Origin of the sequence: Puniceibacterium sp. IMCC21224, from assembly GCF_001038505.1 — a bacterium.
GTDB lineage: Bacteria > Pseudomonadota > Alphaproteobacteria > Rhodobacterales > Rhodobacteraceae > Puniceibacterium.
Map to the genome: position 1 here is coordinate 2223563 of NZ_LDPY01000001.1, position 19979 is coordinate 2243541.

General features: G+C 58.7%; 20 protein-coding genes and 3 pseudogenes. 12 read left to right on the forward strand and 11 right to left on the reverse strand.

Going from position 1 to position 19979, the window contains the following annotated elements; all coding sequences use genetic code 11:
• The first annotated feature begins 22 nt into the window (after positions 1–22).
• The 7 genes from fabI to trpE all read left to right on the forward strand — a co-directional run bounded on the left by fabI (position 23) and on the right by trpE (position 7204).
• Entirely contained in the window at positions 23–829 is an 807-nt protein-coding gene (fabI, locus tag IMCC21224_RS10260) for an enoyl-ACP reductase FabI (protein WP_047995274.1), read from the forward strand.
• A 2-nt stretch (positions 830–831) separates the two neighbouring features.
• Entirely contained in the window at positions 832–1449 is a 618-nt protein-coding gene (locus tag IMCC21224_RS10265) for a LysE family translocator (protein WP_047995275.1), read from the forward strand.
• A gap of 31 nt (positions 1450–1480) precedes the next feature.
• On the forward strand, positions 1481–1984 hold the full coding sequence (gene gpt, locus IMCC21224_RS10270; protein ID WP_047995276.1) for a xanthine phosphoribosyltransferase: 504 nt from the start codon (positions 1481–1483) through the stop codon (positions 1982–1984).
• 74 nt (positions 1985–2058) lie between these two features.
• Entirely contained in the window at positions 2059–2484 is a 426-nt protein-coding gene (locus IMCC21224_RS26500; RefSeq protein WP_053078949.1) for a DUF2127 domain-containing protein, read from the forward strand.
• A 117-nt stretch (positions 2485–2601) separates the two neighbouring features.
• Positions 2602–3798: an aminotransferase gene (locus tag IMCC21224_RS10280; RefSeq protein WP_047995277.1), complete on the forward strand. Its 1197-nt coding sequence runs from the start codon at positions 2602–2604 to the stop codon at positions 3796–3798.
• A gap of 43 nt (positions 3799–3841) precedes the next feature.
• Entirely contained in the window at positions 3842–5689 is a 1848-nt protein-coding gene (locus tag IMCC21224_RS10285) for a peptidylprolyl isomerase (RefSeq protein WP_047995278.1), read from the forward strand.
• A gap of 3 nt (positions 5690–5692) precedes the next feature.
• Positions 5693–7204 (forward strand): anthranilate synthase component I, encoded by a 1512-nt coding sequence (gene trpE, locus IMCC21224_RS10290; protein WP_047995279.1) that lies wholly within the window; start codon positions 5693–5695, stop codon positions 7202–7204.
• A gap of 22 nt (positions 7205–7226) precedes the next feature.
• Here the strand turns inward: trpE and IMCC21224_RS10295 are convergent, their stop codons facing one another.
• On the reverse strand, positions 7227–7637 hold the full coding sequence (locus tag IMCC21224_RS10295; protein WP_047995280.1) for a SufE family protein: 411 nt from the start codon (positions 7635–7637) through the stop codon (positions 7227–7229).
• A gap of 128 nt (positions 7638–7765) precedes the next feature.
• Between IMCC21224_RS10295 and IMCC21224_RS10300 the strand changes: the two genes are divergently transcribed.
• The gene (locus tag IMCC21224_RS10300; RefSeq protein ID WP_047995281.1) at positions 7766–8281 is read left to right on the forward strand and encodes a hypothetical protein; all 516 of its coding nucleotides are present in this window, start codon (positions 7766–7768) and stop codon (positions 8279–8281) included.
• A 51-nt stretch (positions 8282–8332) separates the two neighbouring features.
• On the opposite strand, the gene rnd is transcribed toward IMCC21224_RS10300, so the two are convergent.
• Positions 8333–9490 (reverse strand): ribonuclease D, encoded by a 1158-nt coding sequence (gene rnd / locus IMCC21224_RS10305; RefSeq protein ID WP_047995282.1) that lies wholly within the window; start codon positions 9488–9490, stop codon positions 8333–8335.
• A 249-nt stretch (positions 9491–9739) separates the two neighbouring features.
• Here rnd and IMCC21224_RS10310 point away from each other — a divergent pair, with 249 nt between their 5' ends.
• A complete protein-coding gene (locus tag IMCC21224_RS10310; RefSeq protein ID WP_156178223.1) occupies positions 9740–9922 on the forward strand; it encodes a hypothetical protein in 183 nt (60 codons plus the stop codon).
• On the opposite strand, the gene purN is transcribed toward IMCC21224_RS10310, so the two are convergent.
• The 6 genes and pseudogenes from purN to IMCC21224_RS27760 all read right to left on the reverse strand — a co-directional run.
• Positions 9919–10512 carry a phosphoribosylglycinamide formyltransferase gene (purN, locus tag IMCC21224_RS10315; protein WP_082135175.1) on the reverse strand — a complete coding sequence of 198 codons (594 nt, stop codon included), beginning with the start codon at positions 10510–10512 and terminating at the stop codon, positions 9919–9921. The genes IMCC21224_RS10310 and purN overlap by 4 nt on opposite strands.
• The gene (gene purM, locus IMCC21224_RS10320) at positions 10509–11555 is read right to left on the reverse strand and encodes a phosphoribosylformylglycinamidine cyclo-ligase (protein WP_047995284.1); all 1047 of its coding nucleotides are present in this window, start codon (positions 11553–11555) and stop codon (positions 10509–10511) included. The genes purN and purM overlap by 4 nt, the downstream gene beginning before the upstream one ends.
• Before the next feature lie 607 nt (positions 11556–12162).
• Positions 12163–14469 carry an ATP-binding protein gene (locus IMCC21224_RS10325; RefSeq protein ID WP_047995285.1) on the reverse strand — a complete coding sequence of 769 codons (2307 nt, stop codon included), beginning with the start codon at positions 14467–14469 and terminating at the stop codon, positions 12163–12165.
• A 240-nt stretch (positions 14470–14709) separates the two neighbouring features.
• The gene (locus IMCC21224_RS28925) at positions 14710–14970 is read right to left on the reverse strand and encodes a hypothetical protein (protein ID WP_082135176.1); all 261 of its coding nucleotides are present in this window, start codon (positions 14968–14970) and stop codon (positions 14710–14712) included.
• 123 nt (positions 14971–15093) lie between these two features.
• Positions 15094–15833: pseudogene (locus IMCC21224_RS10330) on the reverse strand (DDE-type integrase/transposase/recombinase); the annotation flags it as partial.
• Between the two features lie 155 nt (positions 15834–15988).
• Positions 15989–16171 (reverse strand): annotated as a pseudogene (locus IMCC21224_RS27760) (integrase core domain-containing protein); the annotation flags it as partial.
• A gap of 178 nt (positions 16172–16349) precedes the next feature.
• On the opposite strand from IMCC21224_RS27760, the gene IMCC21224_RS10335 reads away from it, so the two are divergent.
• A complete protein-coding gene (locus IMCC21224_RS10335; RefSeq protein ID WP_231582056.1) occupies positions 16350–16637 on the forward strand; it encodes a hypothetical protein in 288 nt (95 codons plus the stop codon).
• A gap of 90 nt (positions 16638–16727) precedes the next feature.
• On the opposite strand, the gene IMCC21224_RS28490 is transcribed toward IMCC21224_RS10335, so the two are convergent.
• Positions 16728–16949 carry a hypothetical protein gene (locus IMCC21224_RS28490; RefSeq protein ID WP_156178225.1) on the reverse strand — a complete coding sequence of 74 codons (222 nt, stop codon included), beginning with the start codon at positions 16947–16949 and terminating at the stop codon, positions 16728–16730.
• A 285-nt stretch (positions 16950–17234) separates the two neighbouring features.
• Entirely contained in the window at positions 17235–18137 is a 903-nt protein-coding gene (locus IMCC21224_RS10340) for an IS1595 family transposase (RefSeq protein ID WP_047997026.1), read from the reverse strand.
• 103 nt (positions 18138–18240) lie between these two features.
• Between IMCC21224_RS10340 and IMCC21224_RS10345 the strand changes: the two genes are divergently transcribed.
• Together IMCC21224_RS10345 and IMCC21224_RS10350 are read left to right on the forward strand one after the other, a co-directional pair.
• A complete protein-coding gene (locus IMCC21224_RS10345; RefSeq protein ID WP_047997027.1) occupies positions 18241–18465 on the forward strand; it encodes a DUF6471 domain-containing protein in 225 nt (74 codons plus the stop codon).
• Positions 18441–19415, forward strand: coding sequence for a hypothetical protein (locus tag IMCC21224_RS10350; protein ID WP_156178227.1), 975 nt, complete (start codon positions 18441–18443; stop codon positions 19413–19415). Before IMCC21224_RS10345 ends, IMCC21224_RS10350 begins: the two co-directional genes overlap by 25 nt.
• Before the next feature lie 57 nt (positions 19416–19472).
• On the opposite strand, the pseudogene IMCC21224_RS10355 reads toward IMCC21224_RS10350, so the two are convergent.
• Positions 19473–19965 (reverse strand): annotated as a pseudogene (locus tag IMCC21224_RS10355) (DDE-type integrase/transposase/recombinase); the annotation flags it as partial.
• Positions 19966–19979: the final 14 nt, after the last annotated feature.

Here is a 19979-nt window from a genome sequence, read left to right on the forward strand (position 1 = left end):
ACAAGGTGGGCGGAGAATACAGATGTCAAATCAACTTATGGCTGGCAAACGCGGGCTGATCATGGGGCTCGCCAATGACAAGTCCATCGCCTGGGGCATTGCCCGCGCGCTGGCCGATGCCGGGGCTGAGCTGGCGTTCTCGTATCAGGGTGACGCACTGAAAAAGCGGGTCGATCCGCTGGCCGCTTCGCTGGGGTCGGATCTGGTCCTGCCCTGCGATGTCGGGGACGAGGCGTCGATGGATGCGTTGTTCTCTGCGCTGGGGGAAAAATGGGACGGGCTGGATTTTGTCGTCCACGCCATCGGCTTTTCCGACAAGAACGAATTGCGCGGCCGCTACGTCGACACCTCGCGCAACAACTTTACCCTGTCGATGGATATATCGGTCTACAGCTTTACCGCCATTGTGCAGCGCGCCGAAAAGATGATGAACAAAGGCGGATCCTGCCTGACCCTCACTTATTACGGCGCCGAGCGGGTCATGCCGCATTACAACGTCATGGGTGTGGCCAAGGCAGCGCTCGAGGCATCGGTGCGCTATCTGGCCGAGGATCTGGGCAAGGATGGCATTCGCGTCAACGCGATATCAGCCGGCCCGATCAAGACGCTGGCCGCCAGCGGCATCGGCGATTTCCGCTACATCATGAAGTGGAACGAATACAACTCGCCCCTGCGCCGCAATGTGACCATCGGCGATGTGGGTGGATCGGCGCTGTATCTGCTTTCGGACCTCGGATCAGGGGTCACTGGCGAGGTGCTGCATGTTGACGCGGGCTATCACGTCGTCGGAATGAAGGCCGTCGACGCCCCGGACATTACAAAGGGCTGAAAATGATCGACGCGGCGCATCTTCTGGCTTTTAACCTGACCCTGCTGGCTGCGATGGCCAGTCCGGGTCCGGCCCTTCTGCTGGCGCTGCGCACGAGCCTTGCCTATGGACCTGCGGCTGGCATTGCCACCGGAGCAGGTTTGGGTCTGATGGCGGCGACGTGGACTGCCGCAGCGTTGTTGGGGCTTGGTTTGGTGTTCGCGCTGTTTCCCTTTGCCTATGTCGCGATCAAGACGGCTGGCGCGCTCTATCTGCTGTGGATCGCCTATACGATGTGGCGCGACGCCCGCCAGCCGCTGACCGAGGCGGCAGGACCGCTCGACCGTGCCCGCGCCTTTCGCACCGGGCTGCTGGTCAATCTGGGCAATCCCAAATCGGTGCTGTTCGCCAGTGCCGTGCTTTTGGTGATCTTTCCGCCGGATCTGAGCCTGACTGCCAAGGCGCTGATTGTCCTCAACCATCTTGTGGTTGAGGTGATCGTCTATTCCTGCTTTGCCCTGCTGCTTAGCACGCCGCCCGCGCGGTCTGGATATCTGCGGGCGAAACCGATGCTTGACAGGATCGCGGCTGGAGTGCTGGGTCTGCTCGGCCTGCGCCTGCTGCTGGATCACCCGGAATGACCCCGCCACTGACACCCCAAGGAGAGACCCCATGACCGACCGCCTGCCGCACGAAAAAGGCTTCCACGTCAGTTGGGATCAGCTCCACCGCGATGCCCGCGCGTTGGCGTGGCGACTACAGGACCACGGGCCCGCAGACACCGGCTGGCGTGCTGTCGTCGCCATTACCCGTGGCGGCATGACCCCGGCGATGATTGTTGCGCGCGAACTCGATATTCGCACCGTTGATACGATTTCGGTCAAAAGCTATGACCACCAGACGCAGTCCGAACCGCGGGTGATCAAGTCGCCTGATATGAACGTCATCGGTGACGGCACCGGCGTTTTGATCGTCGACGATCTGGTCGATACCGGCCGCACCCTCGAAGTGGTGCGCAGCCACATGCCAAAGGCGCATGTTGCAACGATCTATGCCAAACCCATGGGCCGCCCGATGGTCGACACCTTTGTGACCGAAGTCAGTCAGGACACCTGGATATTTTTCCCCTGGGACATGGCCCTGCAATATGTCGAGCCGTACCGCGGCAAGGAATGATGCCTCCACCGGTTGTTGGCCCTGCCTCAAGACGGGCAACCGCTATTCTGGACGGTTTCTACAGACTCGGCCTGATGACCAAGGCCGGGGTCGGTTTGCTGCAATTCGGCGCAGGTCTGGGCCTGAGCCTATCCCCGAGCGACAGTATGGTGCGGTTGGTTGACTGGCTCACCCGCAACCGTCTGGCCGCCGATTCCACCACGCGGGTCTTAAGACACTGGGCGGACACGCTGCCGGTGCAGGCCGAGACATTTTATGCCCTCTATTTGATGGGTCATGGCGCGCTGAATTTCCTGATTATCTTTGGCCTCGTTCTGCATCTGCGCTATGCCTATCCTGTGGCTATGCTGGTTCTGTCGGGCTTTGTCCTGTATCAGTTGCGCGAATTCTTGGTCGGGCACGACCCGGCGTTTCTGGTGCTCTGCGCCGTTGACCTGACGGTGATGATCCTGATCTCGCTCGAACGCCTGATTTCTCACAGGCGGATGGCAAATTTGTGATCGCGGGCCTTGGGCCTCTCGACTCCTGCCCGTCTTGTGGCCACAAATGCTTCGGAACGTGAGTGGTCAGCCGCTTTTGACATTCACCAAACCCTGCACGAACATCAAGGAATTTCCATGACCAGCCGCACTCAGAGCACCTTTGCCCCCCCGGTCATGGAGGCCCGCCGCTGGCTCAATGGCGTGAGCTTTCCGCCCGACCGTCCGCTGATCAACGTCAGTCAGGCGGCACCGGTCGACCCGCCGCCACCTGCGATGCGCGCCGCAATGGCTGAGGCGATCGAGGATGCCGCGACGCATCTGTACGGGCCGGTGCTGGGCCTGCCCGATTTGCGCGACACGCTGGCGGCGCATTGGTCGGCGCACTACCACGGCACCGCGCGGGCCGAACAGGTGGCGATCACTGCAGGTTGCAATCAGGCCTTTGCCGCGACCTTGACCGCCCTGTGCGCCGAAGGAGATGAAGTTATTCTTCCAACCCCATGGTACTTCAATCATAAAATGTGGCTGGATATGTCAGGTGTCACGTCGGTTGCGCTGGCCACTGGCCCGGATCTCATCCCCTCGGCTGAGGCAGCGCGCGCCCTGATCACGTCGCGCACCCGCGCTATTGCGCTGGTCACTCCGAACAACCCCGGCGGTGTTGAATACCCAGCCGAAACCCTGCGCGCCTTTTTTGATCTTGCGCGGGAATCCGGCATCCGCCTGATCGTGGACGAGACCTACCGCGATTTTGACAGCCGCCCGAATCCGCCGCATGATCTTTTGTCCATAGAAGATTGGGATCAAACGCTGATTCAGCTTTATTCGTTTTCCAAGGCCTATCGTCTGACCGGCCACCGCGTCGGCGCGGTCATCGCCGACATCACGCTGCTGGCCGAGATCGAGAAATTCCTCGACACCGTGAGCATCTGTCCGCCGCAACTGGGTCAGCGCGCCGCGCTTTGGGGACTTGAGAACCTGGGCCAATGGCTGACCGGTGAGCGGGCCGAGATTCTGGATCGCCGCGCTGCCATTTCGGATCACATGCCGCAGTTGACCGCCAAGGGTTGGACGCTGATGGGGGTCGGTGCCTACTTTGCTTATATCGCGCATCCGTTCGCCGATCCGTCGGATGTGCTCGCGCCGCGGCTGGTTCAGGACGCGGGTGTGCTGGCCCTGCCCGGCACCATGTTCATGCCTGCGGATGATCCTGCCGGCGGGCGCCAATTCCGCATCGCATTCGCCAATGTCGATCGCGCGGGCATCGCAGAGCTGTTCGCAAGGCTCGCCGCACTTGACTGGCCCCTTGCGAGCACGCAGCGCACCGCATAAACAGCGCCCCTAGGCGCAAAGCCCAAATTCAGGAGAAAGCCCCATGGCCCGCAAATCCGGCAGTCTGTCCAAAACCGTTGTCTGGATCATCCTGGCACTGGTCATTGTCGGCCTGGGTGGCTTTGGCGCGGTCAACCTCTCGGGGTCTGTCCGGTCGATCGGGTCGGTCGGGAACTTGTCCATTAGCGTTGACAGCTACGCCCGCGCCCTACAGAACGAGATCCGAGCTTTTGAAGGACAGACTGGCCAGCAGATGACCTTTGCTCAGGCGCAGCAGATCGGTCTGGACACGCAGGTTCTGGGACAGCTGGTCACCGCCCGCGCCTTTGACTTTGAGGCGGACCGCCTTGGCCTGTCGGTCGGAGACGCCGCGCTGGCACAGGACCTTGCCCAGATTGCGGCGTTTCAGGGCCCGGATGGTAAATTCAGCCGCGACGCCTACAGGTTTGCGCTGCAAAATGCCGGCTTGTCCGAGGCCGAGTTTGAAGCCGATCTGCGCAGCGATTCTGCACGCACCCTGTTGCAGGGCGCCATTCTGGCCGGCAATGCCCTGCCCGCCATCTATGCTGATACGCTGATCGCCTACGCCGGTGAGCGCCGCGCCTTTACCTATGCGACTCTGGGCGATTCCAGCCTGCCAACTGGCGTGGCCGAGGCATCGGACGAAGATCTGCAAACCTATTACGACGCCAACATCGCCAACTATACTCGCCCCGAGACCAAGCAGATCACCTATGTCTGGCTGACACCCGAGATGATCCTCGATTCCGTCGAAGTCGACGAGACCGCGCTCAAACAGGCGTTTGACGACCGCGCCGATCAATACATTGTGCCCGAGCGACGGCTGGTCGAACGGTTGGTCTTTGCGGATGATGCAACCGCCGCCGACGCTGCCGCCCAATTGGCCGCAGGCGATACGGATTTCGAAACGCTGGTCGAGGATCGCGGTCTGTCCCTTGGCGACGTCGACCTTGGCGATGTCACCCGCGCTGGTCTGGGCGCAGCCGCAGACGCGGTCTTTGACGCCGCACCTGGCGATATTGTCGGCCCGCAGCCTTCGTCCCTTGGCCCGGCATTGTTCCGGGTCAACGGCGTGCTGGCCGCACAAAGCACCAGTTATGAAGAGGCGCTACCCGATCTTCGCGACGAACTGGCGCTCGATCGCGCCCGCCGTGTCATCGAAACTCAGGCGCAGGACTATGACGATCTGCTCGCCGGTGGCGCCACCCTCGAAGATTTGGCGCAAGAGACCGAAATGCAACTGGCTAAAATCGACTGGGCCGAGGATACCGATACTGATATCGCGGCCTACAACAGCTTTCGCGCTGCGGCTGCGGCACTGACCACGGATGATTTCCCCAAGATCGACCAGCTTGGTGATGGCGGCGTCTTTGCGATGCGGCTTGATACGCTGCTCGCGCCTGCACCCTACCCGCTTGACGATGTGCGCGACCGCGTCCGCACCGGCTGGGAAACCGAGCAAAAGACCCAAAGCCTGAGCAGCGCCGCCGAGGCACTGGTCGCGCAACTGGGCGAAGGCCGCACATTTGAGGCGCTCGGTCTGGCCACAACCGCAGAAGAGGGGCTGACCCGCAACGCAGCCCCCGACGGCCTGCCCACCGGCCTGCTACAAGAGGCGTTTGAAATGGAAACCGGCGACCTGCGTGTTGTACCGGGGAACGGCGAGGTCCGGATCCTGCGTCTCAACGCAGTTTTGCCCGCCGACCGCGGCACTGCGGATGCGCAGACGCTGGCCGAAAACCTGTCCGATCAGGCCGCCAACGATGTCGCTCAGGACCTGTTTCGCGCCGTGGCCACAGATATCCAGGGCCGCGCCGGGGTCGAGATCAACCAGCAGGCGCTGAACGCCGTCCACACACAGCTGCCCTGACCGATGGCTCTGACACCCTCTTTCAACGACTTCGCCGCCGCCTATGCTGCCGGACAGAACCAAGTGGTCTACACCCGGCTGGCCGCCGATCTCGACACGCCTGTGTCGCTGATGCTGAAACTGACGGGCGCGGCCAAGGACGCCTTCATGCTCGAATCCGTCACCGGCGGTGAGGTTCGCGGGCGCTATTCGATCATCGGGATGAAGCCCGATCTGATCTGGCAATGCCACGGTACCAGCGCACGTCTGAACCGCCACGCCCGCTTTGATCCCGATGCGTTTGAGGATATGCCGGGCGATCCGCTGAGCGCCCTGCGCAACCTGATCGCCGAAAGCCGGATTGATCTGCCCGATGATCTGCCCCAGGCGGCGTCCGGCCTGTTTGGCTATCTGGGCTATGACATGATCCGGCTGGTTGAACGCCTGCCGGACGTGAACCCCGACCCGCTGGGCCTGCCCGATGCCGTTTTGATGCGCCCCTCCGTCGTGGCGGTACTTGATGGTGTCAAGGGCGAGGTCACTGTTGTCTCGCCAGCCTGGGTCAGCGATGGACTCTCGGCGCGCGCAGCTTACGCACAGGCGGCCGAGCGGGTGATGGACGCGGTCCGCGATCTGGAACGCGCGCTGCCGCAGGCCAGCCGTGATTTGGGTGAAGCACAAGAAGCCGGACCGCCGATTTCAAATTTCACCCATGAGGCGTACAAAGCCGCCGTTGAAACCGCCAAGGATTACATCCGCAAAGGCGACATCTTTCAGGTGGTCCCGTCGCAGCGCTGGACTCAGAGCTTTCCACTGCCACCTTTCGCGCTCTACCGCTCACTGCGGCGCACCAATCCATCACCCTTCATGTTCTATTTCAACTTTGGTGGCTTTCAGGTGATCGGCGCCTCGCCCGAGATTCTCGTGCGGGTCTTTGGCCGCGAAGTCACAATCCGCCCCATCGCCGGCACCCGCCCGCGCGGCGCTACCCCTGCCGAAGACAAGGCGCTGGAGGAGGAGTTGCTGTCGGACAAAAAGGAACTGGCCGAACACCTGATGCTACTGGACCTGGGCCGCAATGACACCGGTAAGGTGTCGCGCATTGGCACTGTGAAGCCGACGGAACAATTCATCATCGAACGCTACAGCCACGTCATGCATATTGTGTCGAACGTGGTCGGTGAACTGGCCGAGGATCAGGATGCCTTGTCGGCGTTCTTTGCCGGCATGCCCGCCGGAACAGTTTCAGGCGCCCCCAAAGTCCGCGCAATGGAAATCATCGACGAGCTTGAGCCAGAAAAACGTGGTGTCTACGGTGGTGGCGTTGGTTATTTCAGCGCGGGTGGCGATATGGATATGTGCATCGCCCTGCGCACCGCCATCGTGCAGGATCACAAACTCTATATCCAGGCCGGCGGCGGTGTGGTCTATGACAGCGACCCCGAGGCCGAGTATCAGGAAACCGTGCATAAATCCAATGCGATCCGCCGTGCCGCGGCTGATGCCGCGCGCTTTACCGGCAACGGAAACGCCTGAGAGCCTCAACCACCGCACCGGATCAGGCCGCTGCTGCCGCCAATGTCCGGATGCGCTCGACCATCGCGCGCAGCCCGTTGGACCGCTGCGCCGAAAGGTGATCATTCAGACCGAGCCGCCCGAGTTCCGCCCGTGCATCCACGGCCGACACCTCACCCACAGCCAGCCCGTCATAAAGCCGGTGCAACACGGCGATCAGCCCGCGCACGATCATCGCGTCGCTGTCGCCGTCAAAGTGGAAATGCCCTGCCGAGATCTGCGGATGCAACCAAACCTGACTGGCACAGCCATCGACCTTGGTTGCGGGCACTTTCAACGCGTCAGCCAGCGGCGGCATCGCTTTGCCCATGTCGATCACCAGCCGATAGCGATCTTCCCAGTCATCAAGGAATTCAAAATCCTCGACCACAGCTTCGAAACCTGCCTGTGCCATGTTGCGTCCCTCTATCTTCAACTTATGACCTAAGGATGCCCCGGAAAAAGGTCCAGCCCCGCCTTCATGCTTTTCAAGCCGCGCGCAATGCGTTACCCCGATGCAAGGCAGGCAAAGGTCCGTTTTCCATGGTCAAACCACTTCTCGCCCTGACGATATCGGCTCTGGTGCTCGGCAGCTGCGGTACTGTGCGCGAGTCGCGTGTGAACCCTTTCAACTGGTTCGGGCGCGGGCAGTCCGAACCAGTCTCCGCAAACGCCGATTCGGGCAATCCACTGATTCCGGCGCGCAGCCGGTCGCTGCTTAACCTCAAAGATAACGAAGAGGTCGAATATGCCGGTCAGCCGATTGCCGAGGTGTCGGAACTGCTGATCGAACGCCGTCCGGGCGGGGCTATCATCCGCGCCACCGGAGTGGCGAGCCAGGTCGGCCCCTTTGACGTGCGTCTGATTCCGGTACCTGATGAGACGGATCTGACCACGCTCAGCTATTCGCTGCGCGCCTTGCAGCAGCCGGGGCCGCGATCCACCGGCCCCGGTGCGCGATCTGTCATCGTTGCGATCTGGCTGACTGATCAGGAAATGGCGGGCATCACCGCAATCCGCGTCAGCGGACAGTCCAACACTCTGGCGTCGCGCCGCTAACATCCGCGGTGCCGGGCGGGACCAATGGTTCCGTCGCGCCCGGCACCGGGTTTACAATTCTATCACGGCGACAGTTTTTCCTTTGGCGGCCAGCGCGATACGACCCTCGCACAGACGCAGCGCATCGTCCCCAAAGACTTCGCGCCGCCAGCCGGTCAGTGCCGGAAGATCGCGCAGCCCGGCGGCAATCGCGTCAAGGTCCGCCGCAGGCGCGATCAACTTGGATGCCACGCCCGAGCTTTCTGTCTTGGCCTTCAGCAGCACCCGCAAGAGATCGGCCAGCGCCGGATTGACCTGCATCTTTTCGCGCGATGTATCGGTTTCCGGCAGGTTTTCTTTTGGACAATCCTGACCGGCTTTGACGGCCGCCAGTATCCCCTCGGCAATGTCTCCTCTGCGCGCTTCGCGCAGCAGCAACCGTGAACGCCCCAGGTCTTCCATGGTCGCGGGCTTGGTCGACGCCAGTTCGACCAGCGCGTCGTCCTTGCAGACACGGCTACGCGGAATGTTGCGCTCTTGGGCATAGGTTTCCCGGAACCGCGCCAATTCGCGCACGATTGCCAAAAAACGCGGCGACGAGGTGCGCGTCTTGACCCGGAGCCAGGCATCCTCGGGTCGGGTGATATAGGTTTCCGGCGCAGTCAGCAGCTGGATCTCTTCGGCCACCCAGCGGTGGCGTCCGGTCTCTTCCAGCTTGTGGGCGAGAAATTCGTAGATCTGGCGCAGATGGGTCACATCCGCCAAAGCATAGCTCTTTTGGGCGTCTGACAGCGGTCGCCGCGACCAGTCGGTAAAGCGCGACGACTTGTCAACCCCCGCTTTTACGATCCGTTTGACCAGAGTTTCGTAGCCAGCCTGTTCGCCAAAGCCACACACCATGGCCGCGACCTGCGTGTCAAACATCGGTTCCGGGATCACCCCGTAATCGACATAGAAGATTTCCAGATCCTGCCGTGCGGCATGGAACACCTTGACCACATCGGTATTGCGGAACAGCGTCATCAACGGGTCCAGTGACAGCCCATCAGCCAGAGGATCCACCAGAACCGCGTTGCTGTCATCCGTACCGGGCAACGCCAGTTGTACTAGACACAGCTTGGAATAATAGGTCCGTTCGCGCAGGAATTCGGTGTCGACCGTAACATAGGGTGCCTGCGCCGCCTGTTCGCAAAAGTCGGCAAGCTCGGTGGTTGTGGTGATTGTCTTCATACGGGCTCCGGCCGATTGTATTTATTGTTATGTCTCACCTAATCCCATAACCGCAGCAAAGCAAAGCCTGTCGCGCATCAAACGCTTTCAGTGCGCCGTTCATGACCGCCTAACGATCATTGGACAGCATCGTCGCGCGCTGCCGGAACACATCAATATCTGTTATGAATGCCTAAAAAACATTCATTTCACGAATGCATGGCGCGTAGCTATATGCACGCATATGAATGTTTTACCGGAGTTGAAACCATGACAACCGTCGAAATCCACGACCTGCACACCGTTGCGGATCACCCCTCGTCCCTGCCCGCGATTCTGGCCGGTGCCGCCCTGCTTTTGCTGATTGGTGTGCCTGCGCTGATGGCGCCAGCCACTTCGACCACCGCCCTCGACTGGCACGGCAATACCGCGTCGGTAACAACCATCCGCTAGGGCAGTTGCACCAACGTCCGGTCACCCGTCGCAAAGCGGCGCAGCACCGCCGGATATAGCTGATGCTCTGAAATCAGGACACGCGCGGCCAGGGTGTCGGGCGTGTCGTCGGGCTTTACAGGAACATAGGCCTGGCCCAGAATCGGACCCAGATCCAGTTGTGGCGTAACCTCATGTACGGTGCAGCCATGCTCGCGATCGCCTGCCTCCAGTGCGCGGGCGTGGGTGTGCAGCCCGCGGTATTTCGGCAGCAGCGACGGATGAATATTCAGCATCCGCCCCTGCCAGCGCGACACGAACCCCTCGGTCAGCACGCGCATAAAGCCGGCAAGGCACAAGATATCCGGTTTTGCCGCATCAATCCGCGCATGCAATGCATCCTCGAACGCGGCGCGGTCCCCCTTGAACGGGCGGTGGTCCACCCAATCGGTATCGACCCCTAGCGCGCGGGCCTTGTCCAGCCCACTCGCGTTTTCAGAATTTGCCATCACCAGAACCGGCCGCGCCGGGTGATCGCCGGTCATGCTCTTGACCAGCGCCACCATGTTCGAGCCGCCACCGGACAGCAAAATAGCGACGCGTTTGGTCACAAAAGCGATCCGCTATAACGCACTCCGACACCCGCCGTCACATGCCCCAGTTGGTGGACTGTCTCGCCCTCACCCTCAAGCAACGCAGTCAGATCCGCCGCCCGACCAGGTGCGACCACGGCAATCATGCCAATGCCGCAGTTGAAGGTCTTGAGCATTTCAGCCTGATCCATGCCGCCGGTCTGCGCCAGCCACTGAAACACAGCCGGCAGCGTCCAGCCGTCCAGGTTAATGTCCGCGCCCAATCCCTCGGGCAACACACGCGGCAGGTTTTCGGTCAAACCGCCGCCGGTGATATGGGCCAGTGCATGTACGCCCCCTGCCCGCACGGCTGCCAGTGTCTGCGTCACATAGAGCCGCGTCGGCGTCAGCAATACCTCACCCAACGACCCATCCCCCCAGGGGCACCTGGCGTCCCAGCCCAGCCCTGAAACTTCGACCAACTTGCGGACCAGCGAATAGCCATTGGAGTGAACCCCGTCGGACGATAGGCCCAGAAGAACATCGCCCTCGGCGACACCTTCGGGCAAAGCGGTGCCCCGTTCCATCGCGCCGACGGCAAAGCCGGCAAGATCAAAGTCGCCCGCAGGATACATCCCCGGCATTTCCGCCGTCTCCCCGCCGATCAGCGCACAACCCGAGCGTACACAACCCTCAGCGATGCCTTCGATCACCCGGGCGGCACTGTCGGTATCAAGCTTTCCCGTTGCGAAATAATCGAGGAAGAACAGCGGCTCTGCCCCCTGACACACCAGATCATTGACGCACATTGCCACCAGATCAATGCCGACGCCGTCCAGATGTCCGGTGTCAATTGCGATCCGCAGTTTGGTGCCAACGCCGTCCGTAGCCGCAACCAGAACCGGATCGCTATACCCCGCACCTTTGAGATCGAATAATGCGCCAAAGCCGCCAAGCCCCGACATGGTGCCCGCCCTGTTGGTCCGTTTCGCCGCCGGTTTGATCCGCTCGACCAAGGCGTTGCCCGCGTCGATATCCACACCGGCATCGGCATAGGTGATCCCGTTCTTGCCTTGGGTCATGGTGCTGTCTCCGCATGAAAAGTTGCGGCGGGTTTACAGGAGCTGGTGAAAAAGGAAAAGCGGCCTCTTGATCGTTCCGGCGGGTCTGGGTCCGTTCATCGCTGATTTATGGCAAACAGGCTTTGTTGACCCAGCATGGACTAAAAAATTTGACCCATTCGAAGCGGTTTTCTTGCGATGTCGTGATCGGGTCATTTTCGTCGTCTCGTGGCTATTGTGTTTCAATCGCTCGGATACCCCACGCCCAAGTCCATCGGTCTTCAGCAGGCACGCCTTGCCCTGACGCATTTTCCGGCGGCACGACAGGAAGGCACCAAGGCCGGTTAAAGATGGGCCGCTGACGGCGCTGTTTTGGGAACACTCAGTACAAATCAGATCCTGTCACAGGGGTCGACTGTTCCTCAGTGACTTACTGGTGTTTTCCCTGGCAGCCCCCGAAAGAGATACTGTTCTTCACCGCTGCAAAAGATGAAACCAATCCAAATACACCCCCGTTGGGAGACAATTGGGTTCCGTCGAATTTCGAGCCACTCTTCGCCGGATAGGAACGACAGCCAGCCGCACTCCTCTCGTCACGATAACCCTGCGACACGCAAAATCATGCTGTTCAGCAAAGCTGGTTGTACACAGTTTCCGCCAGTTCGTTCAATGAGAACGGCTTAGGCAGAAAAACCGAGTTCGGGATCGTTTCCTTGTCATCCCCAAATACGTCTTCCGCGTATCCGGACACAAAGACCACCCGTACATCGGGCCGATCAACAAGGGCCTGACGCACCCATGTCGGCCCGTCCATACCCGGCATAACCACATCGGTTACAAAAACATCAACCGAAAGGCTCTGATCCTGGAGTGTCGTCAAAGCATCTTCTGCGGATTCCGCCTCGACCACCGTGTAGCCACGCAGACGCAAAGCCCGCGATGCAAAGGCGCGAACCGGCGCTTCGTCCTCTACAAGAAGCACGACGCCAGTGCCCTGATTGCCTTGTCGTTGCGGCATCTCGATGGGCTGCGAAACCGGAACGCGGGCGGGGGCATCATGGCTCGGGAACAATAGGGTAAAACAGCTTCCGGCACCGACAACGCTGTCGACAAAAATGAAACCGCCAGTTTGCTTGACGATTCCGTACACCGTCGACAGGCCAAGCCCTGTGCCCTCACCTGTACGTTTTGTCGTGAAGAAAGGTTCAAACACCTTTTGCAGCTTATCCTGTGGAATACCGGTGCCTTCATCCGTCACTTTGACTGAGACATATGAACCCGGCGCCACAACGGCGCGATCCCGCAACAGCGGATCTTTCAGCACGCAGCGGCTGGTCTCTATCACGATCGTACCACCCCCCTTCATCGCGTCACGGGCATTGACGACGAGGTTCATCATGACTTGTTCCAGCTGACGCTTGTCGCCACGAATCGGTGGCAGAACCGGATCATGGCGCAGGGTGAGCGAGACTTTTTCACCCACAAGACGGTTTAGAAGATGCGTCAGATCAGACAGAGTATCCCGCAGATCGAGGATCTCTGGCCGCAGGGTCTGTTTTCGCGAAAATGCCAAAAGCTGACCGACAAGTGCGGCGGCCCGATTGGCGTTTTGATTAATCTGAACCAGATCCCCGAAATCGAGATCCCCCTGATCGTGGCGCAGCAATAGCAGATCGCAATGACCCGAAATTGCCGTCAGAAGATTGTTGAAGTCATGCGCTATCCCGCCGGCCAACTGACCAATCGCCTGCATCTTCTGACTTTGAACAAACTGCGCTTCGAGCGTCTTAAGCTCGGTCGCGTCGTTCAGCACCGCGACCAGGACCGGCAACCCGCCTTCCATCACCCGGTTCAGCGTCACCTGTACAAAGACTTCCCGATCCGCGCGCGAAAGCCGCAGGAATTCTGATCGATTCAGGCCCCGCCCGGCGGCCGCATCGCCAAGCCAGTCCTTGATTGATCGTCCGAGTCCTTCCATGAACTCGGACAGCATGTGCCCGTCGACCACCTCGGCATTCAGCATTTTCTGCGCCTCACGATTAGCACGCAAAACCGTCCCATCCGATGCAACCTTGAGGAGTGGAACCGGGAGCGTGTCAAAACCTGCTGATCGGTCACGGTCGTGCGAATCGTCGGGGATCGGCAGCAACACCAATTCCTGACGACCGGGCCCGGTTTCGACCAGGCTGGTCAGGAAAAGCACTGGCCCTTCTAACGTCAAAACCTCATTGGGTCGCCCGGCCTTGACCGGGAGGTCCGCAATGACTTCCTCAAGACGTTTGGGACGTTTTCCGGTAAGTGCGCGCGCTGCCTCGTTCACGGACAGCACCACGCCGTTGCGGCCGAGCGTCAATACCGGCACTGTCGGTCCATGGCCAGAACGACTATCTGCCGTGGAATCTTCAAAGAACTCAATGCGCCACAGGAGGCAGTTTTCAGCCATGATTCGCGCGGTGATCCGAACCAGACCACCGCGGATGGCGACATCCTCGCTTGCGACCGCGTCACTCTCGGCGGCGGACCGCAAGCGGTACAGCAATCCGACCGGATTCGCAAAAACAGGGCGCAAAACCGCAGCGACCGTGGTGCCATCAGCAATCGTAAAGCGTTTGCGCGCAGCCCCATTGGTATGCAGAACCGCGCCTTCCTGATCGGTGATCATACAACTTGCGAGATCCCGTTCCACAAACGCTGAAATCACGCGAAACAACCGGCCATGCGACCAAGTTTCGAACATCGTGAGCAGATGTGCCACCAGAGCCATGGTGACAAATGCTGCACCGCCCGCAATCAATCCGACCTGAACCGGCGGCTGCGGGGCAAAAAACGCGACCAACAGACACAAGATGCCAAGCGCAAAGACCAGTCCCGTGCGCCGCCGCAGGCTGCGTGATGCCCGCAAAACGGTACCCGGTAACAAAATTGCGTCTGACACTACGTTCCCCAAACCTGGTCGATTCGAACCTTGTGAACTACGCACCCAAAGCGGTTAACCTCATCTTAAATCAACCATTCGGATTTAAACATTTTTTTGACGGAACTCAAAAATTCAAACCTTTTGCGCGCAATTTCCAAGACAGGTCACATAAAATCCATCCCCCCTCGGCGAGCAGAAACTGCCGTTCTGCACCCCTTTCCCACTAGGATTGCGGTCAAGAAATCCCTGAATTTGCTCCTAATTTTCCTCGGTCAACACGGAACATGTGGCATACGCAAGGGTGCCCCCTTCGCCACCAATGGCGCTGCTAGGTGCCTGAACGGAGCAGAGCTGCGCCAGACCGTCCGTTGCAGCGTCCACCGACCTTCGGGCGCGCCTCCAGGCTCCACTGCCCGAACAGGGAACGTCGCACAGAACCACATCGTAGGGCCCGCGTGGTTCTTCAACCTGCATCTCCCGTGTGCCTGCCCGTTCAGCGCGTTGTGGCAAGTCGCGCATGCGCGCGGGATTGGCGCCATGAGTCTCGACAGGTCCCGCTTAGTCTCGCGGCCATGGCCTGTGCCTTGCCGCCACCGCCTGCGATATATGGGCCGATCATGCGTTGCATACCTGAGCTATGCCCTATCTGTTCATTCCCGGCTTTTTGTGGATCGGTACTATGATGAATTTCCCGGCTCGGAAGTCCAGATTTTGCAGATGTATTCGTATGCCGTGAGGCTGCCGAGTATCTTGAGCCGCGGGCATAGTTGTAGGCTGTCATGAAGTTGGCGAGATGGGTTCGCAGCTTAGCGTGGATATCGCAATGAAAGCGTTTGACATTTGCGTCCTTGATCGTGCGATTCATCCGTTCGACCCGCTGCCCTCTCGGCGATTGCAAGCAATCGCCGAGAGGGGGACCGTTGGTCCGCGGATGGTTCGGTTTCGCCGGGCGGTGCTCGTTCCCATTGGCCTCGCAGATCATGTCGAAACGCATTGGCCGAGAATAGATAATGTTGCGGTTCCGGGGTTGCTTGGCGAACTGAATGCCGTTGTCCGTGAGAATGGTGTGGAGCTGATAGGGTACGGCCTCGAGTATGTGCTGCAGGAATTCCCAGGCAGTGCGCCTGTCGGCCTTATTTACGAGTTGGGTAACGGCGAACTTGCTGGTGCGGTCAATGCCGACAAAGAGATAGAGCTTGCCTTCCGCAGTCTGCACTTCGCCAATGTCCTTTCTCGTGCACGTGAACATGCACTGCCGGGCAGTGGATGTGAAAGAACCCGATCGGGTAGCGTTTGAATTTCTGACGCTTTGGCTTGTCTCCCTCAATGTCCGGCAGACGCGATATGCCGTGTCGGTGCAGGCACCAATTAAGGGCTGAGCGTCAACCTCTCGGAACATTTCCTGCGGAAATACCCTGCCGGGCAGTGGATCGCTGTATTGCAACTCTGACGGCGTACATGCCCTCTCATGGTTTGCTTTGCAAACCACTGCCGGGTGGACAGTACGTGGCGCTTGACCTGCTCCCCATTGTGTCCGCTAATTTAGGTTAGCTCTGTTCAGATTTTGGTCGTCTTTTGATCGGTTAGCATATTCTGCTGGCGTCAGGCCAGCGAGGCTTGTGTGCGGGCGGTGATGGTTAAAGTCATTGCGCCACGCTGTGATCAGACTGCGTGCATGCCGCAGGTTGTCGAACAGGTGTTCGTTCAAACACTCGGCCTTATGTATCAAACGCACCAACAATATATCTGAACAATTCGGCGCTGTGAATCCATAATGGGGTATGGAACTTGTCACACAAACCCTAGAGCGCAAACGGGCTGAGATAATCGGGGCTATTAAGAAGCATGAGGCACAGATAGCGCAGGCCAAGCATGACCTAGCGCACATCAACGCGACCTTGAAGATCATTGGGGAACCGCAGGGGCGTGGGTACATCGTGTCGCAGGGCTTCTTTGCCAAGGGCGAGATTGCTGCGGTCTGCCAGGGTCACCTTATTGACGGGCCGCTGAACACCCGTGAACTGGCAGAGCGTGTGATGGGCGAAAAGGGCTTGGACGTATCAGACACCCCATTGCGCAACTCTGTCGTCTACAAGGTCGTGCAGGCGCTCAGACACGCGCGCAGGCGCAATGCCGTGCGGATGCTAGAGAAGCGTGGCGGGCTATGCGTGTGGGGCGCGATATAGGGCATGTTGTGCAGGACTTCGGGCCAGATGGGTGTTTGTGGATGCTGGCCCCCGATGGACCAGCATCCTGAGTCAATTTGTCGTCTTGCCCTATGCTGCTTCCTTACAAGCGCATACGAAAAGACGATCCTCGTTGCGGAGAGTGGAGAGAAGGCGGTCACGAAGCTGAGCCGCTGACCCAGCGTAATCAACCCACCATACTGTTTCGAGAACCCTGCCCGCTTTTGAAGAAATCGAGCGGATCAGATCATCCATCTCTTTGTGAGACGGAGTTGGGCCGTTGAGATCGTAAGAGAGAAGATAACTTGCCATGAGATGAATCTCCTTTGTTGGCGTTAGATTGACGCCAACAGGAGACTTGACCGTGCTGCTCACCCGTGTAAAAAGAAGGGGTGATCACAAACTCTAGCCCCTGATGGCTAGTTCGAAATAGAGGCGGCAGGGCCACTAACCCCGACCGCCTCAATTTTTCGTTGATCATGAATCATTTAGCTGGTCTAGTGGTGTTCCCCTTTCACCCCTACCATCTGTTGTGCCTCAAGCCGCCCGCTGCCAATAGCCCTTCCAGTTGCGCGACACTGGCGAACCCATCGCGTTCTACACCACGATCTGCGCCAGTGTGCCGTTGTCGGTGCGGCGGTTATCTTCCAACCATGCGGCGTGGTTTGCATACTGGTAAAGGTATTGAGGCGACACATGGTGGTGCTGGCCCTCAACCATGCGGCGCAGGCGGCTAAAGAAGCTTTCAACCATGTTGGTGTGTTTGCCGTGGTCGCTGTAAATCTCGGAGTGGTTCACGCGGTCAACGTAGTGGCCCAAGTGCAATTCATCCCAATGGTTGGCTTCATCCGCTGACATGGTGGACAGGCGCGACACGTTCTCGTTTGCCAGTGCTACACCTTCGCCCTCGGACATGCCCACGAATGGCAGTGTACGGCCCTCACGCTCACGCAGGGCAATTACAACGCGGCGCTTGCCTGTCTGGTGTTCTTTCTTGCGGCGATCAACACGATCCACCTTGGCGTTTTCAGGGCGGATATGGCCTCCGAAATACGCACCGTCAATTTCAACATGGCCCTCCAGCACTTCGCCGGTGTGGACTTCCCGCGCCATTGCTTCGCGCAGTTTATGGGCCAGTACAAAGGCTGTCTTGTACTGGCAATCAAGGTCACGGCTCAGTTGAACCATGCTCACGCCCTTGGAGGCGTTCACGATGATGCAGATCGCCGCCCACAGGTCCACAAAGTCCATCTTGCGTGATGCAAAGATTGTGCCGGACGTGACGCTAAACTGGTGGTGACATGCCTTGCACTTGAACTTGCGGCGGGTGGTGATCTTGTAGGCTTCATCAAAACCGCAGCATGGGCAAACAGCTTCGCCATTTGTCTCAGGCCAGCGCATCTCGCAAAACGTCTCATAGGCCGCATCTTCGCCAGCTTTGTAAATCGAACGCAGAGAGAGCGTCCGAGATGCTGCTGAAAGAAGGAAGTGTTGGGTCATTGTCATCATATCCAGTGCTGTTGCACTAAATGTGGATACATCATGCACTCTTGTCAAGTGCTTTAGCACCATATATAATGACGAAAATATTATGGAGGGTGACATGGTAGACCGTACAGACTGGGAAGAAATGGCGAAGGGGTTGCTTCGGGCTGAAATGGCTCGGCGCGGAACAACATACGCTCAGCTTGTCGAAAAGCTGGCGGCTATCGGAGTTGAAGACAACGAGAGGAATTTACGCAATAAGGTCAGCAGGGGAAAATTTACCGCAGGATTCCTTTTACAATGCCTTTACGCTCTTGGATGTTCAAAATTGCAGCTGGATTAGTGTGCTTGGCTTTAATTGGATATGCTGGAAAGTATTCGTGGGACCAGTTTTCAGCCTACCAAGAGGATAAATCCGACGAACGCATATCCGCATCCCATGATGATGAGTATGCCACCCAACATCGCCCAAGTTCCTGCGGGGCCGTCATGCTCGAAGCTAGCCTCCTTGATGGCCTTGCTTGTTTGGCCGACAATATAACTGCCAGAGGCGGCGGCAAGCAGGCCGATTATGATTTGAAAGCCCAGCAAGATATGGCGGTATGGGCGTTTGGGATGCTTATTATCACCGTCTGGCTTGCTGTTATCACATTTTTTGGTGTTTTCTTTGTCTGGCGAACCCTCAAGTCTACTCAAGACATGGCTAGGGTAACCCGTGACATCGGGAACCAGCAGACAAAAGCGGCTATACAAACTGTCGAGCAAGGACGAAAAGCCAACGACATCACGAGAGAGGCTATGCAGTCTGCAAACCGGCCCTTTATCGTCGTGATCCAAAAATTCTCTAATGAAAATGAATGGAGACACGGGAAAGAATCCGGTAGTTGGGAAGTTGAACTTCGGAATTACGGGAACGGTCCTGCTATCTTGCTTGATGCCCATTGGCAAACATGGGTTGGCCCGAACGAAGAAACTCCAGAGAACCGAAAAAACAAATTGTTGTCCAAGGGATTCGCTGGGTCTGTCGATGATGACATCATCCACCTGGGCAAATCTATCTCCAAAACTGTGTCGATCCAGAGGCTTGGAGAAGGCCAATTCCCACAAGGCGGCTCTGGAAACCAGATTACTATGGCGCTCCAAGACGGGAAGATTTTCGGCTGGCTTGATGTTTCCGTCGTCTATGAGAGCCTGTACGGAACCAAGCATGAGACCAGAGCGCTTTTCCGCATAGAGAATTTCCTCGGAACATCCACGCATTTCGGTGGAAACCAGCGCAACTACCGCACATAATACACTAATCATCCATCACCCCATCCCGGTGATTGGTGCGTTTGATACATAAGGCCGCAAACACTCATCCCGCATCCTACCGTTGAAGCTTTCCACAAAACCGTTTTGCATGGGCTTGCCAGGCGCGATGTAATGCCAGTCAACCTTGCGGTCTTCTTGCCACTTCAGGATCGCATTCGAAGTCAGCTTGGTTCCATTGTCGCTGACGACCATGCTGGGATACCCCCGCATATCTGCGATCCGATCCAGCTCGCGGGCCACACGTTCGCCCGACAACGAGGTGTAGCCAACAGCAGCCAGACATTCCCGGCTGAAGTCATAGATCACGTTCAATATGCGGAAACGACGACCGCACGACAGGCTGTCAGACACGAAGTCGAGCGACCAACGCTTTCGGCCCCTGTGGAATCGCTATGGGTGTTCTGGTGCCCACTGCACGCTTGCGACCGCTACGTTTACGCACTGTTAACCCTTCTTCGCGGTAGAACCGATACAGCTTCTTCCAATTCACCGCCCAGCCTTCACGTTTGAGCAAGATGTGCAGCGGTAATCCCCCCATTTTTA

Bases quoted from the DNA above. Each gene is read 5' to 3' on its own strand.
- fabI (WP_047995274.1), top strand. From the start codon at position 23: ATGTCAAATCAACTTATGGCTGGCAAACGCGGGCTGATCATGGGGCTC.
- IMCC21224_RS10265 (WP_047995275.1), top strand. From the start codon at position 832: ATGATCGACGCGGCGCATCTTCTGGCTTTTAACCTGACCCTGCTGGCT.
- gpt (WP_047995276.1), top strand. From the start codon at position 1,481: ATGACCGACCGCCTGCCGCACGAAAAAGGCTTCCACGTCAGTTGGGAT.
- IMCC21224_RS26500 (WP_053078949.1), top strand. From the start codon at position 2,059: ATGACCAAGGCCGGGGTCGGTTTGCTGCAATTCGGCGCAGGTCTGGGC.
- IMCC21224_RS10280 (WP_047995277.1), top strand. From the start codon at position 2,602: ATGACCAGCCGCACTCAGAGCACCTTTGCCCCCCCGGTCATGGAGGCC.
- IMCC21224_RS10285 (WP_047995278.1), top strand. From the start codon at position 3,842: ATGGCCCGCAAATCCGGCAGTCTGTCCAAAACCGTTGTCTGGATCATC.
- trpE (WP_047995279.1), top strand. From the start codon at position 5,693: ATGGCTCTGACACCCTCTTTCAACGACTTCGCCGCCGCCTATGCTGCC.
- IMCC21224_RS10295 (WP_047995280.1), bottom strand. From the start codon at position 7,637: ATGGCACAGGCAGGTTTCGAAGCTGTGGTCGAGGATTTTGAATTCCTT.
- IMCC21224_RS10300 (WP_047995281.1), top strand. From the start codon at position 7,766: ATGGTCAAACCACTTCTCGCCCTGACGATATCGGCTCTGGTGCTCGGC.
- rnd (WP_047995282.1), bottom strand. From the start codon at position 9,490: ATGAAGACAATCACCACAACCACCGAGCTTGCCGACTTTTGCGAACAG.
- IMCC21224_RS10310 (WP_156178223.1), top strand. From the start codon at position 9,740: ATGACAACCGTCGAAATCCACGACCTGCACACCGTTGCGGATCACCCC.
- purM (WP_047995284.1), bottom strand. From the start codon at position 11,555: ATGACCCAAGGCAAGAACGGGATCACCTATGCCGATGCCGGTGTGGAT.
- IMCC21224_RS28925 (WP_082135176.1), bottom strand. From the start codon at position 14,970: ATGCGCGACTTGCCACAACGCGCTGAACGGGCAGGCACACGGGAGATG.
- IMCC21224_RS28490 (WP_156178225.1), bottom strand. From the start codon at position 16,949: ATGGCAAGTTATCTTCTCTCTTACGATCTCAACGGCCCAACTCCGTCT.
- IMCC21224_RS10340 (WP_047997026.1), bottom strand. From the start codon at position 18,137: ATGACCCAACACTTCCTTCTTTCAGCAGCATCTCGGACGCTCTCTCTG.
- IMCC21224_RS10345 (WP_047997027.1), top strand. From the start codon at position 18,241: ATGGTAGACCGTACAGACTGGGAAGAAATGGCGAAGGGGTTGCTTCGG.
- IMCC21224_RS10350 (WP_156178227.1), top strand. From the start codon at position 18,441: ATGTTCAAAATTGCAGCTGGATTAGTGTGCTTGGCTTTAATTGGATAT.